A 15,683-nucleotide genomic window follows, 5' to 3' on the forward strand; every position below is an offset into this window, starting at 1 on the left:
ACGGAACGGTACCGCCCCCGGCCGTTGTTTGGTGAACGGCCGGGGGCGGTCCGACGTGCCCGTCCGGCAGGGCGAATCGGACGGAAGAGCCCACCCGGGTACTACTCGCCCACCTCGCCGTAGGCGGCGAGAAGGACGGCCGGGTCGGGGCCTTCCAGCACGGTGGGCTTGGCGAGGCCGTCCAGGACGATGAAGCGCAGCAGGTCGCCGCGGGACTTCTTGTCGACCTTCATGTTCTCGACCAGCTTGGGCCACTGGTCGTACCGGTAGTGCAGCGGCAGTCCGACGGCCTCGAGGATGCTGCGGTGGCGGTCGGCGGTCGCGTCGTCCAGCCGTCCGGCCAGGCGGCCCAGTTCGGCGGCGAAGTGCATGCCGACGGAGACGGCGGCGCCGTGGCGCCACTTGTAGCGCTCGTTCTTCTCGATGGCGTGGCCGAGGGTGTGGCCGTAGTTGAGGATCTCCCTGAGGCCCGCCTCCTTGAGGTCGGAGGAGACGACCTCGGCCTTGACCTTGATGGACCGCACGATCAGCTCGGCGGTGTGCGGACCGCCGGGGGTGCGTGCGGCCTGCGGGTCGGACTCGATCAGGTCCAGGATCGCCGGGTCGGCGATGAAGCCGGCCTTGATGACCTCGGCCAGCCCGGAGACGTAGTCGTTGACCGGGAGCGAGTCCAGGGCGGCCAGGTCGCACAGGACTCCGGCCGGCGGGTGGAAGGAGCCGACGAGGTTCTTGCCCTCGGCGGTGTTGATGCCGGTCTTGCCGCCGACGGCCGCGTCCACCATGGCCAGCACGGTGGTGGGGACGGCGATCCAGCGCACCCCGCGCAGCCAGGTCGCGGCCACGAATCCGGCCAGGTCGGTGGTGGCGCCGCCGCCGACCCCGACGATGACGTCGGTGCGGGTGAACCCGGACTGGCCGAGCGCCTTCCAGCAGTACGCGGCGACCTCGGCGGTCTTGGCCTCCTCGGCGTTGGGCACCTGGACGGCGATCGCCTCGTAGCCCTGCTCGGCGAGGTCGGCGCGCAGCGCGTCACCGGTCTCGGCGAGCGCCTCGGGGTGGATCACCGCGACCCGCTTGGCCCTGGCACCGATCAGGTCGGCCAGCTCGCCCAGGAGCTGACGGCCCACCAGGACCTCGTAGGGGTCGGACCCGGCGGTGCCGCCGACCTGGATCCGGGTGACTGCCTCGCTCATACGTCCTTCAACTCCACTGCTTCCAGGGCGGCTTGGGTGACTTCTTCCGGCGTGCGGCCGTCCGTGGCCACGACGACCGTGGCGACCTCCTCGTAGAGGTGCCTGCGGGCCTCCATCAGCTCGCGCCACTGCTTGCGCGGGTTGACCGCGAGCAGCGGGCGCGCCGCGTTCAGGCCGGTGCGCCTGACGGCCTCCTCGACGTCCATCGAGAGGTAGACGACCCGCTGCCCGGCGAGCAGCGCGCGCGTGTCGGCGTCCAGGACGGCGCCGCCGCCGAGGGCGAGGACGCCGTCGTGCTCGGCGAGCGCGCTGCGCACCGCTTCCTTCTCCAGGGCCCGGAAGGCGCCCTCGCCCTCGTCCACGAAGATCTCGGCGATGGCCCGTCCCTGGGCGGTGACGATGTCCTCGTCCGTGTCCCGGTACCCGGTGCCCAGCCGCTCGGCGAGCAGTTGCCCGACGGTGGACTTGCCGACGCCCATCGGTCCGACGAGGACGATCAGCGGCGCGCTCACCGGATGGCCAGGTGGTCGAGGTAGGAGCGCACGTTGCGGCGGGTCTCGGTGACGCTGTCGCCGCCGAACTTCTCCGCCACGGCGTCGGCGAGGACCAGGGCCACCATCGCCTCGGCGACGATGCCGGCGGCGGGGACCGCGGACACGTCGGAGCGCTGGTGGTGGGCCTGCGCGGCCTCGCCGGTGGTCACGTCCACGGTCCTCAGGGCGCGCGGCACGGTCGCGATCGGCTTCATCGCGGCGCGCACCCGCAGCAGCTCACCGGTGGTGAGGCCGCCCTCGGTGCCGCCGGAGCGGCCGGAGACCCGGCGGATGCCGTCGGGCGTGCCCACGATCTCGTCGTGTGCCAGGGAACCGGGCACACGGGCCAGCTCGAAGCCGTCGCCGATCTCGACGCCCTTGATCGCCTGGATGCCCATGAGCGCGCCCGCGAGCCGCGCGTCGAGCTTGCGGTCCCAGTGGACGTGCGAGCCGAGGCCCACCGGCACGCCGTAGGCGAGGATCTCGACGACGCCGCCGAGGGTGTCGCCGTCCTTGTGGGCCTGGTCGATCTCGGCGACCATCGCCTCGGACGCCTCGGCGTCCAGACAGCGCACCGGGTCGGCGTCCAGCCGCTCGACGTCGTCCGGCGTCGGGTACACGCCGTGCGGCGCCTTCGCCGAGGCCAGCTCGACGACATGGCTGACGATCTCGATCCCGGTCGTCTCCTTGAGGTACGAGCGGGCCACCGCGCCCAGCGCGACACGCGCCGCCGTCTCCCGGGCCGAGGCGCGCTCCAGCACCGGACGGGCCTCGTCGAAGCCGTACTTCTGCATGCCGGCCAGGTCCGCGTGGCCGGGGCGCGGCCGGGTCAGCGGGGCGTTGCGCGCGAGGCCGGCCAGCACCTCCGGGTCCACCGGGTCGGCCGCCATGACCTGCTCCCACTTGGGCCACTCGGTGTTGCCGACCATGACGGCGACGGGGGAGCCCATCGTCAGGCCGTGCCGGACGCCGCCGAGGAAGGTGACCTCGTCGCGCTCGAACTTCATCCGCGCGCCGCGCCCGTAGCCGAGCCGCCGCCGCGCGAGGTGGTCCGCCACCATGTCGGTGGTGATCGGCACGCCGGCGGGCAGTCCCTCCAGCGTCGCGACGAGTGCGGGACCGTGGGACTCCCCCGCGGTCAGCCAGCGCAACCTGCTCAACGGTGCTCCTCAGTGCTCGCGCCCCGGTATGCCCCGCGTACGCGTCTTCTCCGTGTACGCGACGGTCCGACCGGGTGCGCGGCCCCGGTCCGCCGCCTCCGATCCTCCCACGTCCGGCGGCGGGACCCGGTCGCCGGTCCATCTGCCGGACGGGCGGGCGGGACACCGGCGGCATCGGGCGGGAGGGCTGCCCTGCTGCCGCGGAGGAGCGTGGGGACCGAGGAGGTCCGCGCCGCGCTCCTGCCGCCGCGCCGGGGCACGGGGCCGAGGAAGTCGGCGCCGCGCTCCCCCGTGTCGCGGGGGCGCCCAGGGTCCCAGGTGGTCGGCGCCGGTGCCCTGCCCGGGGTGGGCCGCATCCGGCAGTGCCCGGCCCGTGCGCCTCGCACGCCGCCGGGCGAGCGCGCGCTTCGCCCTGGCCGCCCCGCTCCCGACGAGGGCACGCACGACCGGCGCGAGCACCGTGTTCTGCACCCGGTCGGGCAGGAAGCCCGGGACGGCCTCGAAGATCTGGCTCTTGGCCGAGGCAGGCCGCGGGCCTGTGTTCATGGACCGTGTTCCCCTCCGGTTCCACCCCCTGCGGAACCGGACGGGACACTAGCGATCCGCGAGCGCCTGCTCCCCCGCTTTTCGCATGGCGGCCAGCGGCGCGGGAGCACAGCCGGTCATCTGCTCCACCTGGAGCACCGCCTGGTGGAGCAGCAGGTCCAGGCCGCTGACGACGGCTCCGCCGTGGGCCGACCAGCGGGCGGCGAGTGCGGTGGGCCACGGGTCGTAGAGCACGTCGAAGAGGGTGGCCGGCATCCCGGGGACGGCGGCGGCGAGCGCGTCGGTGGCACCGGCCGGTGTGGTGGCCACGACCAGCGGCGCGTGCAGCGCCTCCTCGGCGTCGGCCCAGTCGGCGATGCGCACGTCGACGTCCAGCCGTTCCGCCCAGCCCCGCATCTCGGCGGCGCGTGCCGCGCTGCGCACGTAGACGGCGACCTCGCCGGAGCAGATCCGGGCCAGTGCGGCCAGCGCGGAGGACGCGGTGGCGCCGGCGCCGAGGACCGCGGCGGTCTCGACCTTCTCGATGCCGTGCTCGCGCAGGGCGGCGACGATGCCGGGGATGTCGGTGTTGTCGCCGGCCCTGCGCCCGTCCTCGCCGAACACCACGGTGTTCACCGCGTCGACGGAGGCCGCGGTCTCGCTGACCGAGTCGAGCAGCGGGATGACCGCCCGTTTGAGCGGCATGGTCAGCGACAGCCCCGCCCACTCGGGCCCCAGCTCCTCGAAGAAGCCGGGCAGCGCCGCTTCGTCGACGTCGAAGCGGTCGTACGCCCAGTCCGTGAGGCCCAGCTCCGCGTAGGCGGCGCGGTGCAGCACCGGGGAGAGGGAGTGGGCGATCGGGGAGCCGAGCACCGCGGCCCGGCGCCGGTCAGTTGCCGTGGCTGGCATCGAACTTGTCCTTCAGCTTCAGGAACTCGTCGTGGGTCTTGGCGAACTCGGTCTTGTCCACGCCGTCGGTGGCCACGAAGTAGATCCAGCCCTCCTCGGTCGGGTCGAGCGCCGCTTGCAGGGCCTCGTCGCCCGGGTTGCCGATGGGACCGGGCGGCAGGCCCCGGTTGGTGTAGGTGTTGTACGGGTCCATGTTGCTGTTGATCTCGGACTCGCTGATGTGGATCTTGCTCTGGCCCATCAGGTAGTTGAACGTCGAGTCGAACTGGAGCTTCTGGTTCGTCTCGGTGTTGGACTCCTTGAGCCGGTTGTAGATGACCTCGGCCATCTTGCGGAAGTCGTCGTGCGTCTTGCCCTCCGCCTGCACCAGGCTCGCGGCGGTGAGCAGCTCCCACGGATCCTTGAGGCCGAGGCCCGTCGCCTTCTGTTCGAGGCCGAGCTTGTCGTACTGCTCGTTGGCACGTGCCACCATCTGCTTGAGCACGTCCTCGGGCTTCTGCCCCTTGGCCGCCGAATAGCTGGACGGGTAGAGGAAGCCCTCCAGGGGGTCCTTGACGTCCTTGTGGTTCAGCGCCCACTCGGGCAGGCCGAGGTTCTTGTACTCGGACTTGGCGACCTTGGCGGTGGTGCCCGCCTTCACTCCGAGGCGTTTGTCGATGAGCTCGTAGACGGCGGCGTTGCGCTTGCCCTCGGCGATGATCAGGTTGCTGCGGCTCTTCGGGCTGAGCAGGAGTTCGACCGCGCTCTCGGCGGACATCTCCTTCTGCAGCGTGTACACGCCGTCCTGGATGCTCTTGCCGCGCGGGTTGCTCTGCTGCGCGGCGATGAAGGCGTCGACGCTCTTCACCACGCCCTGGCGTTTGAGTTCCTGGCCGATCGTGGAGCCGCCGGCGCCCTTGGGGATGGTGACGGTCACCTGCTCGCCGTTGCCGGCGCCCGCGAAGTCCGGGGCCGCGCCGAAACGATCCTGGTAGAACTGGTAGCCGAAATACCCGATGCCCGCCACGCCGCCGCCGAGCACCACACAGACCACCAGGCAGGCGCATCCGCTGCGGCGTTTCTTGGGCTTTCCCCCGCCCCGGGACCTGCGGTCCCCGCGGTCCGCACGGCTCCCGTCCGCCGCGTCGTCGTCCTCGTCGCCGCCCCCTCCCGCGAAGAAGGCGTGCTCCCCCTCGTCGGGTCCGGGGTCCCAGTCGGTGCGCTGCGGCTCGGGCTCGGGCTCGGCGCGCCGGCGGGTGGGCGGCTCCGGCGGCGGGTACGCCTCGGGGGTGCCGTAGTAGTCGGGCTGTTCGGCGCCGTATGGGCCGGGCTGCTGTCCGTAGGGGTCGGACGGGTCCGCCGGGTAGTGCGCCTGGGGGTGGGTGCCGCCGTCCCAGCCGCCGTTGTCGTACCCCTGCTGCGGCTGGGCCTGCGGCGCGTACTGCTGGTCGTACTGGTGCTGACCGTACTGCTGCTGGTACTGCTGCTGGTCGTACTGATGACCGTACTGGTCGTGCTGCGGCTCGGGGTGCTGCTGGTGCCCGTACTGGTCGTACTGGGGCTGGCCGCCGTTGCTCCAGTCGCCGTACTGCTGCTGCGCCTGCTGCTCCGGGTACTGCTGCGGCTGGCCGCCGTAGGGGGACTGCATGCCCGCGTGGGCCTGCTGTCCGCCCCATCCACCGTCCCCGTACAACGGGTCCTCGGGATGCCACGGTTCGGAGCCTGGGCCCCGGCCATACTCAGTCATCGATCCCCTAGGGCCGCGAGGCGACGGGGGACGTGGCCTGTGCCGAAGGGCCCGCTTCCGTTCCGCCTCTTGCTGTGCGGTGGCTGTTCGAATGCCTCCGCATCGCGCGGAACGTTACCGTACCGCGATCAGATGACCACTTCGACGCCCTCGCCGGGGGGCCTGCCTGACACCCGTTCGGATTCCAGTGCCTGCTGGAGGATGATCACAGCGGCGGCCTGGTCGATGACGGACCGGCCCTTCTTGGACCTCACCCCGGAGGCGCGCAGGCTCTGGCTGGCGGTGACCGTCGTCATCCGTTCGTCCACCAGCCGGACCGGTACGGGCGCGATGCCCTTGGCCAGCTCCTGGGTGAAGCTCCTGACCTTGGCCGCGGCCGGGCCCTCGCCCCCCTTGAGGGAGCGGGGAAGGCCGACGACGACCTCGATCGGCTCGTACTCCGCGACCAACTGCCGCAGGCGGCGGTGCGCCGCCGGCACGTCGCGGCCGGGGACGGTCTCCACCGGGGTGGCGAGGATGCCGTCGGGGTCGCAGGACGCGACCCCGATACGGGCGTCGCCGACGTCGATCGCCAGGCGGCGGCCGCGGCGCATCACCGGGCCGTCCGCCTGGTCGTTCGCGGGCGTGCTCACTTGGCGGATTCCGCCACGAGGCGCTCGACGGCGTCGACGGCGTCGCCGATGGCGGCCGGGTTCTGGCCGCCGCCCTGGGCGACGTCCGGCTTGCCGCCCCCGCCGCCGCCGAGGGTCTTGGCGGCGGTGCGCACCAGGTCACCGGCCTTGAGGCCGCGCTCGCGGGCGGCCTCGTTGGTGGCGATGACCGTGAGGGGCTTGCCGTTGACCGTGGTGAACAGGGCCACGACGGCGGCCCGCCCGCCCTGGATCCGGCCGCGCACGTCGAGGACCAGCTTGCGCAGGTCGTCCGCGGTGGTGCCGTCCGGGACCTGACCGGTGACGAGGGCCACGCCGCGGACGTCCTTGGCGGAGTCGGCGAGCGACCCGGCCGCCTGGAGAACCTTCTCCGCGCGGAACTTCTCGATCTCCTTCTCGGCGTCCTTGAGCTTGCCGAGCATCGCGGAGACCTTCTCCGGCAGCTCCTCCGGACGGCCCTTGATCAGCTCCTGGAGCTGGGCCACGACCGTGTGCTCGCGGGCGAGGAAGTTGTAGGCGTCCACGCCCACCAGGGCCTCGATGCGGCGCACGCCCGAGCCGATGGACGACTCGCCGAGCAGCTTGACCAGGCCGAGCTGGGCGGTGTTGTGCACGTGGGTGCCGCCGCACAGCTCCTTGGAGAAGTCGCCGATGGTGACGACGCGCACGCGCTCGCCGTACTTCTCGCCGAACTCGGCGATGGCGCCCTGCTTCTTGGCCTCGTCGATGCCCATGACGTCGGCGCGCACGTCGAGGTCGCGGGCGAGCACCTCGTTGATCTTCTGCTCGACGTCCGTCATCACGGCGGTCGGCACGGCGGACGGCGAGCCGAAGTCGAAGCGGAAGCGGCCGGGCTGGTTCTCGGAACCGGCCTGCGCGGCCGTCGGGCCGAGGGCGTCGCGCAGGGCCTGGTGGGTGAGGTGGGTGGCCGAGTGGGCGCGGGCGATGGCCTTGCGGCGGCGGTCGTCGATGGAGGCCTGGGCCTTGGCGCCGACGGTGACCTCGCCGACCTGGACGACGCCCTTGTGGACGTACACGCCCGGCACCGGCTTCTGGCAGTCGCGGATCTCGATGACGGCGCCGGTGTCGACCCGGATCCGGCCGGTGTCGCCGATCTGGCCGCCGCCCTCGGCGTAGAACGGGGTGCGGTCCAGGACGATCTCGACCTCGTCGCCCTCGGTGGCGGCCGGGGAGGAGGCGCCGTCGACGAGGATGCCGACGATCGTGGACTCGCTCTCGGTGTCGGTGTAGCCGACGAAGTCGGTGGCACCGGCCTTGTCGGCGATCTCCCGGTAGGCACCTGCGCCCGCGTGGCCGGTCTTCTTGGCCTGGGCGTCGGCCTTGGCGCGCTCCCGCTGCTCCTTCATCAGGCGCCGGAAGCCGTCCTCGTCCACGGACAGCCCCTGCTCGGCGGCCATCTCCAGGGTGAGGTCGATCGGGAAGCCCCAGGTGTCGTGGAGCAGGAACGCCTTGTCACCGGCGAGGACGGTGCCGCCGGCGGCCTTGGTGTCGCTGACGGCGGTGTCCAGGATGTTGGTGCCGGCCTTCAGCGTCTTGAGGAAGGCGTTCTCCTCGGCGAGGGCGACCTTCTCGATCCGCTCGCGGTCGGTGATCAGCTCGGGGTACTGCTGGCCCATCATGCCGATCACGACGTCGATGAGGTCCTTGACGACCGGCCCGGTGGCACCGAGCAGGCGCATGTTGCGGATCGCGCGGCGCATGATGCGGCGCAGCACGTAGCCGCGGCCCTCGTTGCCGGGGGTGACGCCGTCGCCGATGAGCATCACGGAGGTGCGCATGTGGTCGGTGACCACGCGCAGGGAGACGTCCGAGGCCTGGGCGTCGCCGTAGGCCACGCCGGTCAGTTCGGTGGCCTTCTTGATGACGGCCATGGAGGTGTCGATCTCGTACATGTTCTGCACGCCCTGCAGAATCATGGCGAGCCGTTCCAGGCCGAGACCGGTGTCGATGTTCTTGCTCGGCAGTTCGCCGAGGATCTCGAACTCCTCCTTGCCGATGCCCTCGCCCCGCTCGTACTGCATGAAGACCAGGTTCCAGATCTCCACGTACCGCTCGTCGTTGACGGCGGGGCCGCCCTCGGCGCCGAACTCGGGGCCGCGGTCGTAGTTGATCTCGGAGCAGGGGCCGCAGGGGCCGGGGACGCCCATGGACCAGTAGTTGTCCTTCTTGCCCAGGCGCTGGATGCGCTCGGAGGGGACGCCCACGACGTCGTGCCAGATGCGCTCGGCCTCGTCGTCGTCCTGGTAGACGGTGATCCACAGGCGCTCGGGGTCGAGTCCGTAACCGCCCTTGTCCTGGGGGCTGGTCAGCAGCTCCCAGGCGTAGGTGATGGCGCCTTCCTTGAAGTAGTCGCCGAAGGAGAAGTTGCCGCACATCTGGAAGAACGTGCCGTGGCGGGTGGTCTTGCCGACCTCTTCGATGTCCGGGGTGCGCACGCACTTCTGCACGCTGGTGGCGCGGTCGAAGGGCGGCTTGACCTCACCCAGGAAGTAGGGCTTGAAGGGCACCATGCCGGCCGGGACGAGGAGCAGAGTCGGGTCGTCCGCGATGAGCGACGCCGAAGGGACGACGGTGTGACCGCGCTCCTCGAAGAAGCTCAACCAGCGGCGACGAATCTCGGCCGACTCCATCAGTGGTCCTCATTCCGGTTGTACGAGTACGTCGTGTACGTCGAGGTGTCGTCGACGACGTGCTGCGGGTTGCTGCTGTGGTGGTTCTCGATGGCGTGGCGGCGCCGGGGGGCGGGGAGTTCGGGGTCGACGGGGGCGTTCAGGCCCAGCGCGTCGTCCAGTTCGGCCTCCCGCTGGGCCATGTTGTCGCGGACGTCGAGCGCGAAGCCCACCGCGCGGTCCTTGACCCGGGTGCCCACGTCGAGTGCCTTGTTCGCCGCGGTGGCGGCGAGGCTGTCGGGGGTGAGCTGCTTGAGCTTCCGGTTGACCCTGGTGGTGGCCCACACACCGGCGGCCACGCCGGTGCCGAACCAGAACGTACGGCGGAACATCGCTCGGTCAGCCCTTCTTCCGCTTCGTCCGCCGCGCCGCCGGGAGCGTACGGCCCACGATCACGGTGCGCCGCGCCCGGGCGGCCGGGGCGGACATGTCCTCCTTGCGACCGCCGAGTGCCCGGCGCACGCCGTATCCGAACGCCGCGACCTTGACCAGCGGGCCGCCGAAGGTGGAGGCCACGGTGGTGGACAGCGCGGAGGCGTTCGAGGTGACCTCCTGGACGTCGGAGGCGATCGCGTCGACCCGGTCGATCTGGGTCTGCGCGCTGCGCACCGCCGCCGAGGCGTCGGCCAGCAGCGGAACGGCCTGGTCGGTCACGTCCGCCACGAGCTTGGTGGTCGTCCTGAGCGTCTGGGCCAGCCTCGCCAGTGCGACGGCGAGGAAGGAGACCAGGATCGCCCAGAAGACGGCCACCAGGATCCCGGCCACCTCGCCACCGGACACTGTGTGCACCCGCTCCCTCAAAGACGTGCCTGAACATCGGGAAAGTCGTGCACCGAGCCTATCGCGCCGGGCGCGGGGCTCCGTACCGGATTCCCCGCCGCGCGCGGCGCGCTTCGACCGGGCCGCGCAAGGCGATTGTACGGAGTGAATACGGTTCAGTACGCTCCGTGTCTCATGCGAGACCTTCGGCGCGACGGCGTCCCGCACGGCAATCTACCTCTGGAACTCGACGTGTTCGTGGGCAGGGCGACCGAGCTCGCGGAGCTGGCCGCGGCACTGGACTCGGCCCGGCTGGTGACCGTCACCGGGGCCGGCGGGGTCGGCAAGTCGCGGCTGGCCGCGCGCGCGGCCCGACGCCGCTCGCCCCGGGACGGGGTGTGGCGGGTGCAACTGGCGCCCGTGCGCGACGAGGAGTTCGTCGACTACGCGGTCGTGGAGGCGCTGGGCCTGACCGACCACACCACCCGGCTGCCGCGCGAGACGCTGCTCGCGCACCTGGCCGAACGGGAGCTGCTGCTGGTCCTGGACGGGGTGGAGCACCTGGCGGACGCCTGCGCCTCGCTGGTGACCGAGCTGCTGGGCCGGGCCCCCGGGCTCCGGGTGCTGGCGGTGGGGCGCAGACCGCTGGACGTGGCCGGGGAGCTGCTGGTTCCGCTGGCGCCGCTGGGCACGGAGGAGGCGGTGGAGCTGCTGACGGTCCGGGCCGGGCAGCGGCACGTCACCTGCGGCTACGCGGCCGGGCCCGACGCGGACCAGCGGGAGGTGCGCGAGCTGTGCCGGCGCCTGGACGGGATCCCGCTGGCGATCGAGCTGGCGGCGGGGCGGCTCGGCACGCTGTCGCCGGGGCAGGTGCTGCGCCGCCTCGACGACCGGTTCCGGCTGCTGACGGGTGGGGACCGCACCGCGCTGCCCCGGCACCGGACGCTGCGCACGGCGATCGGCTGGAGCCACGAGCTGTGCACACCGCCGGAGCGGCTGCTGTGGGCGCGGCTTTCGGTGTTCACCGGGCCGTTCGACCTGGAGGCCGCCGAGTACGTGTGCAGCGGGGACGGGCTGGCGGCCGACGAGGTGCTCGACGTGGTCTCCGCACTGCTCGCCCAGTCCGTGCTGACCCGCGAGGAGTCCCCGGCCGGGGTGCGCTACCGGATGCTCGACACGGTCCGGGCCTACGGCGCCGGCTGGCTGGCGGCCACGGGCGACGCGGACCGGCTGCGGCGGCGGCACCGGGACTGGTACGTGGGCCTGGCGACCTGGTGCGAGCTGGAGTGGTTCTCGCCGCGCCAGGCGGAGGTCGCGGCACGGGTGGACGCGGAGCTGCCGAATCTGCGCAGCGCCCTGGAGCACTGCCTCAACGAGCCCGACGGCGCCCACCTGGGCCAGTACCTGGCGGGCGCCCTGTGGTTCCACTGGGTCGGCTGCGGGCGGCTGTCGGAGGGGCGGCACTGGCTGGAGCAGGCGGTACGGCTGGAGGCGGAGCCGACGGCGGGCGAGCAGTCCCGGCTGAAGGCGCTGTGGGTGCTCGCGTACGTGGCGATCCTCCAGGGCGACACGGTGCCCGCGCTGGCGGCGCTCAAGGAGTGCCGAGAGGAGGCGGAGCGCTCGGCGAACCCGACGGCGGTGGCGTACGCGGAGCACCGCAGCGGCTGCCTGGCGCTGGTGACGGACGACCTGCCGCGCGCGGAGGCGCTGTTGCGCTCCGCGCTGCGCCGCTACCGGGAGATCGGCGAGCTGAACAGCAACGTGCTGATGGGCCAGGTGGAGCTGGCGATGGCGCGGGCGTTCCAGGGCGATCTGCCGGACGCGGTGCGCCTGTGCGAGGACGTGCGCCGGGTCTGCGAGGACCACGGCGAGCGCTGGGCCCGGGGGTACGCCCTGTACGTGCTGGCGTACGCGGCCTGGAGCGAGGGCGACCCGGTGCGCGCCCGGGAGCTGCTGGCCGACTGCCTGGGCGGTGCGCACCGCTTCCGCGACCAGCTCGGCTCGGTGCTGGCGGTGGAGCTGCTCGCCCTGGTCACGGCGGCGGAGGGCGACGCGGCGGAGGCGGCGGTGCTGCAGGGGGCGGCGGGGCGGATGTGGCCGTCGGTGGGTCTGCCGCTGTTCGGCTCGGCGCACTACAACGCGCCGCACGAGCTGTGCGAGGCGGCGGCCCGGGAGCAGTTGGGCGACGAGCGGTACGAGCAGTGCGTACGGCACGGGGCGCGGCTGGGCCGCCGGGAGGCGGTGGCACGGGCGCTGCGCCGGCCCGGCTCGCCGGCCTCGCTGCCGGCGCCGCGCACGGCGCCCGGGGGGCGGTCCGTGGCGGGCGCCCGCACGGCGAAGCCCGCCGCCTCGCCCACCCGGAGGGGCGGGGAGACGGCGGGCTGAGGTACCGCGGGTGGGTACTGCGCCTGCGTGGTTCAGCGAGTGTGCTGGATCAGCGGGCGTAGTACTCGACGACGAGCTGCTCGTCGCAGATCACCGGGATCTCCTTGCGGTTCGGCTCGCGGTCCAGGCGGAACGCCAGGGCCTTGAGGTTCACCTGGAGGTAGCGCGGGGTCTCGCCGTCGGGGGCGAAGCCGCCCTCGCGGGCGATGGTGAAGAGCGTCTTCTCCTTGGAGCGCTCGCGCACCTGCACCACGTCGTCCGGGCGGACGCGGAAGGACGGCTTGTCGACCTTCTGGCCGTTGACCTGGATGTGGCCGTGGACGACCATCTGGCGGGCCTGGTAGATGGTGCGGGCGATGCCCGAACGCAGGACCAGCGCGTCGAGACGGCGCTCGAGCTCGATGACCAGGGCCTCGCCGGTCTTCATGTTGGTCTTGGAGGCACGCTCGTAGGCGCGGACGAGCTGGCGCTCGCTGAGGTCGTACTGCGCGCGCAGACGCTGCTTCTCGAGCAGACGGACCTTGTAGTCCGAGTTCTGCTTGCGGCCGCGGCCGTGCTCACCCGGCGGGTAGGGGCGGGCCTCGAAGTACTTGACGGCCTTCGGGGTCAGCGCGATGCCGAGGGCACGCGACTTCTTGACCTTGGGGCGGGGCTGGTTCGCCACTGTCTGTGTCTCTTCTCTAGTTTCCGGCTTGTCAGGGGTTGAGGGAGGTCGCAATCCGCAGCCGGGGAATCCCGCCGGGTCCGCTCGGGACCTGCCGGGCAGCCGCTCCCCTGGTCTGGGCACATACGTGCAGCACGCGAGTGGCCCACCGACCGCTCCCGGAACCCGGGTGGTGGTGGGCTGCCCGCGACACCGATCGACGGTGCGCGACGCTCCTGGAACCCGCTGGGGGTTCCGGCCGGCTGTCCCGTTCTGACAGCACGGGACGCGGCACTCCGGGCGAGTCTACAGGCTGCTCAGGAGGGCTTGCGACCGAGGTGCCCGCGGGTCCACTCCACCGCGTCCGCGTAGCGGGCCTCGGCGCCGTGCCGGGTCGGCGTGTAGTACGTGCGGTCCTTCAGTCCGTCCGGGGCGTACTGCTGGGCGGCGATGCCCTCGGGCAGGTCGTGCGGGTACACGTACCCCTGGCCGTGCCCCAGCTTGCCGGCGCCCTTGTAGTGGCTGTCCCGCAGGTGCGCGGGGACGGGGCCGGCGTGGCCCTTGCGCACGTCGTCCAGGGCGGCGCCGATGGCGGTGGTCGCGGCGTTGGACTTGGGGGCCAGGGCCAGGGCGATGGTGGCGTGGCTGAGGGTGAGGGACGCCTCGGGGAAACCGATCATGGCGACGGCCTGGGCGGCGGCGACGGCGATCGGCAGCGCGTTCGGGTCGGCGAGGCCGATGTCCTCGCTGGCGGAGATCATCAGGCGCCGCGCGATGAAGCGGGGGTCCTCGCCGGCCTCGATCATGCGGGCCAGGTAGTGCAGGGCGGCGTCGACGTCGGAGCCGCGGATGGACTTGATCAGGGCGCTGGCGACGTCGTAGTGCTGGTCGCCGTCGCGGTCGTACTTCACCGCGGCGCGGTCGACCGTCTCCTCCAGCGTGGTCAGGCCGATCTCCGCCTCGCCCTTGTCGAGCGCGGCCCCGGCGGCGGCCTCCAGGGCGGTGAGCGCGCGGCGGGCGTCGCCGCCGGCGATGCGCAGCAGGTGGTCCTCGGTGTCCTCGGGGAGGGCCAGGGCGCCCTTGAGGCCGCGCTCGTCGCCCAGGGCGCGGCGGAGCAGGTCCCGGATGTCGTCGTCGGTGAGGGGCTCGAGGGTGAGCAGGAGGGAGCGGGAGAGCAGCGGGGAGATCACCGAGAAGTACGGGTTCTCGGTGGTGGCGGCGATCAGGGTGACCCAGCGGTTCTCCACGGCCGGGAGGAGGGAGTCCTGCTGGGCCTTGCTGAAACGGTGGATCTCGTCGAGGAAGAGGACGGTCTCCTTGCCGTACCCGCCGACCGCGCGGCGGGCGCCGTCGATGACCGCGCGGACCTCCTTGACGCCCGCGGTGATCGCCGACAGCTCCACGAACCGCTTGTTGGTGGCCTTGGAGACGACGTAGGCCAGCGTGGTCTTGCCGGTGCCCGGCGGGCCCCAGAGGATGACCGAGGACGGCCCCGCGGGGCCGGACGCGCCCTCGCCGACCAGGCGGCGCAGGGGGGATCCGGGCTTGAGCAGGTGCTGCTGGCCGACGACCTCGTCGAGGGTGCGCGGGCGCATCCGCACGGCGAGGGGGCTGCCGGTCGGGTCCTTCTCCTGGCGTTCTTCGGCTGCGGCGGTGAACAGATCGGGCTCCACGCCTTGAACCCTAAAGGACCGCACCGACAACGCGGCGGGCCCGGTGGGCCCGCCCTGGCGGCAGGACGGTCAGCTCGTCCAGAAGTCCCACCAGCGGGTGAGGATCATCATGCCGACGATGCCGATGTGCAGCACCGGCAGGACCCACGTGAACTCGCCGAAGAAGCCGCGCAGCCAGGTCGGCGCGGGCAGGAAGCCCTTGCGGACGTTGAAGGACGTCACGTACCAGAACATCAGGATCGTGGCGACCCAGGCCAGGCAGCACCACAGGCACAGCGAGTTGATCCGGTACAGCGACTGGAACTGCAGCCAGGAGACGAACCCGACACCGAAGAGGCAGCCGGCGTTGAAGGTGAGCCAGTACCAGCGCGGGTAGGTGGCACGGGCGAGCAGGCTCATGCCGACGCAGATGACGATGCCGTAGGCGACGAGGCCGAGCATCGGGTTGGGGAAGCCGAAGGCGGAGGCCTGGTCGCTCTCCATGATGTTGCCGCAGGAGACGACCGGGTTGAGGCTGCAGCCGGGTGTGAACGTGGTGCCGGCGAGCTTCGCCTCGAGGATCTTCTGCTTGTCGATCGTGATGACCCAGGCGGCGAGCAGTCCGGCGGCGCCCGTGATCACCAGCAGCAGGGCGAGGGCGCGGCTGCCGCCCTCGGTGCGCGGGGTGCGGGTGCCGCTGTCCGGCGCGGGCTCTGCCACGGTGGAGACGTCCTTCACTGTCGTCTTGCTCATCACGCCGATTCCGTCACTGGAGAGTGGGACCTGCTTCGGGCAGGGGCCATTGTGCCGCACAAGCCTGTAGGGGCACCGTTCGATGAGCCTATGAAAGGGACGGCG

At 72.1% G+C, this 15,683-nt stretch carries 13 protein-coding genes; 1 reads left to right on the forward strand and 12 read right to left on the reverse strand.

Annotated elements, in window-relative coordinates:
• Positions 1-101: 101 nt before the first annotated feature.
• The 9 genes from aroB to Sdi02f_RS20600 all read right to left on the reverse strand — a co-directional run bounded on the left by aroB (position 102) and on the right by Sdi02f_RS20600 (position 10,175).
• Positions 102-1,193, reverse strand: a complete 1,092-nt coding sequence (gene aroB, locus Sdi02f_RS20550; protein ID WP_030399066.1) for a 3-dehydroquinate synthase — start codon at positions 1,191-1,193, stop codon at positions 102-104.
• Positions 1,190-1,705, reverse strand: a complete 516-nt coding sequence (locus Sdi02f_RS20555; protein WP_108933809.1) for a shikimate kinase — start codon at positions 1,703-1,705, stop codon at positions 1,190-1,192. The genes aroB and Sdi02f_RS20555 overlap by 4 nt, the downstream gene beginning before the upstream one ends.
• Positions 1,702-2,886, reverse strand: a complete 1,185-nt coding sequence (gene aroC, locus Sdi02f_RS20560) for a chorismate synthase (protein ID WP_030399068.1) — start codon at positions 2,884-2,886, stop codon at positions 1,702-1,704. Before aroC ends, Sdi02f_RS20555 begins: the two co-directional genes overlap by 4 nt.
• Positions 2,887-3,480: 594 nt before the next feature.
• Complete coding sequence (locus tag Sdi02f_RS20570) at positions 3,481-4,320, reverse strand: shikimate dehydrogenase (RefSeq protein ID WP_030399069.1); 840 nt, start codon at positions 4,318-4,320, stop codon at positions 3,481-3,483.
• Positions 4,301-6,046 (reverse strand): endolytic transglycosylase MltG, encoded by a 1,746-nt coding sequence (gene mltG / locus Sdi02f_RS20575; protein ID WP_108933810.1) that lies wholly within the window; start codon positions 6,044-6,046, stop codon positions 4,301-4,303. The genes Sdi02f_RS20570 and mltG overlap by 20 nt, the downstream gene beginning before the upstream one ends.
• A gap of 128 nt (positions 6,047-6,174) precedes the next feature.
• Positions 6,175-6,639, reverse strand: a complete 465-nt coding sequence (gene ruvX / locus Sdi02f_RS20585; RefSeq protein WP_218030780.1) for a Holliday junction resolvase RuvX — start codon at positions 6,637-6,639, stop codon at positions 6,175-6,177.
• A gap of 35 nt (positions 6,640-6,674) precedes the next feature.
• Positions 6,675-9,347, reverse strand: coding sequence for an alanine--tRNA ligase (gene alaS / locus Sdi02f_RS20590; RefSeq protein WP_030399072.1), 2,673 nt, complete (start codon positions 9,345-9,347; stop codon positions 6,675-6,677).
• Entirely contained in the window at positions 9,347-9,718 is a 372-nt protein-coding gene (locus tag Sdi02f_RS20595; RefSeq protein ID WP_108933812.1) for a DUF6167 family protein, read from the reverse strand. The genes alaS and Sdi02f_RS20595 overlap by 1 nt, the downstream gene beginning before the upstream one ends.
• 7 nt (positions 9,719-9,725) lie before the next feature.
• Entirely contained in the window at positions 9,726-10,175 is a 450-nt protein-coding gene (locus Sdi02f_RS20600) for a DUF948 domain-containing protein (protein ID WP_107049433.1), read from the reverse strand.
• Positions 10,176-10,340: 165 nt separating this feature from the next.
• Here Sdi02f_RS20600 and Sdi02f_RS20605 point away from each other — a divergent pair, with 165 nt between their 5' ends.
• On the forward strand, positions 10,341-12,530 hold the full coding sequence (locus Sdi02f_RS20605) for an ATP-binding protein (protein WP_030399075.1): 2,190 nt from the start codon (positions 10,341-10,343) through the stop codon (positions 12,528-12,530).
• Between the two features lie 49 nt (positions 12,531-12,579).
• Here the strand turns inward: Sdi02f_RS20605 and rpsD are convergent, their stop codons facing one another.
• The 3 genes from rpsD to Sdi02f_RS20620 form a co-directional block, all read right to left on the reverse strand.
• Positions 12,580-13,194 (reverse strand): 30S ribosomal protein S4, encoded by a 615-nt coding sequence (rpsD, locus tag Sdi02f_RS20610; RefSeq protein ID WP_003977321.1) that lies wholly within the window; start codon positions 13,192-13,194, stop codon positions 12,580-12,582.
• Positions 13,195-13,490: 296 nt separating this feature from the next.
• A complete protein-coding gene (locus Sdi02f_RS20615; protein ID WP_030399076.1) occupies positions 13,491-14,846 on the reverse strand; it encodes a replication-associated recombination protein A in 1,356 nt (451 codons plus the stop codon).
• Between the two features lie 69 nt (positions 14,847-14,915).
• Complete coding sequence (locus Sdi02f_RS20620; RefSeq protein ID WP_167458216.1) at positions 14,916-15,578, reverse strand: vitamin K epoxide reductase family protein; 663 nt, start codon at positions 15,576-15,578, stop codon at positions 14,916-14,918.
• Positions 15,579-15,683 lie beyond the last annotated feature (105 nt).

Source organism: Streptomyces ardesiacus (genome assembly GCF_003112575.1).
Classification (GTDB): domain Bacteria; phylum Actinomycetota; class Actinomycetes; order Streptomycetales; family Streptomycetaceae; genus Streptomyces; species Streptomyces ardesiacus.

What these genes read in the sequence shown, in the direction of transcription:
- Sdi02f_RS20570 (WP_030399069.1), bottom strand. Translation starts at nt 4,320, where the DNA reads ATGCCAGCCACGGCAACTGACCGGCGCCGGGCCGCGGTGCTCGGCTCC.
- Sdi02f_RS20595 (WP_108933812.1), bottom strand. Translation starts at nt 9,718, where the DNA reads ATGTTCCGCCGTACGTTCTGGTTCGGCACCGGCGTGGCCGCCGGTGTG.
- Sdi02f_RS20620 (WP_167458216.1), bottom strand. Translation starts at nt 15,578, where the DNA reads ATGAGCAAGACGACAGTGAAGGACGTCTCCACCGTGGCAGAGCCCGCG.
- aroB (WP_030399066.1), bottom strand. Translation starts at nt 1,193, where the DNA reads ATGAGCGAGGCAGTCACCCGGATCCAGGTCGGCGGCACCGCCGGGTCC.
- alaS (WP_030399072.1), bottom strand. Translation starts at nt 9,347, where the DNA reads ATGGAGTCGGCCGAGATTCGTCGCCGCTGGTTGAGCTTCTTCGAGGAG.
- mltG (WP_108933810.1), bottom strand. Translation starts at nt 6,046, where the DNA reads ATGACTGAGTATGGCCGGGGCCCAGGCTCCGAACCGTGGCATCCCGAG.
- Sdi02f_RS20605 (WP_030399075.1), top strand. Translation starts at nt 10,341, where the DNA reads ATGCGAGACCTTCGGCGCGACGGCGTCCCGCACGGCAATCTACCTCTG.
- ruvX (WP_218030780.1), bottom strand. Translation starts at nt 6,639, where the DNA reads ATGCGCCGCGGCCGCCGCCTGGCGATCGACGTCGGCGACGCCCGTATC.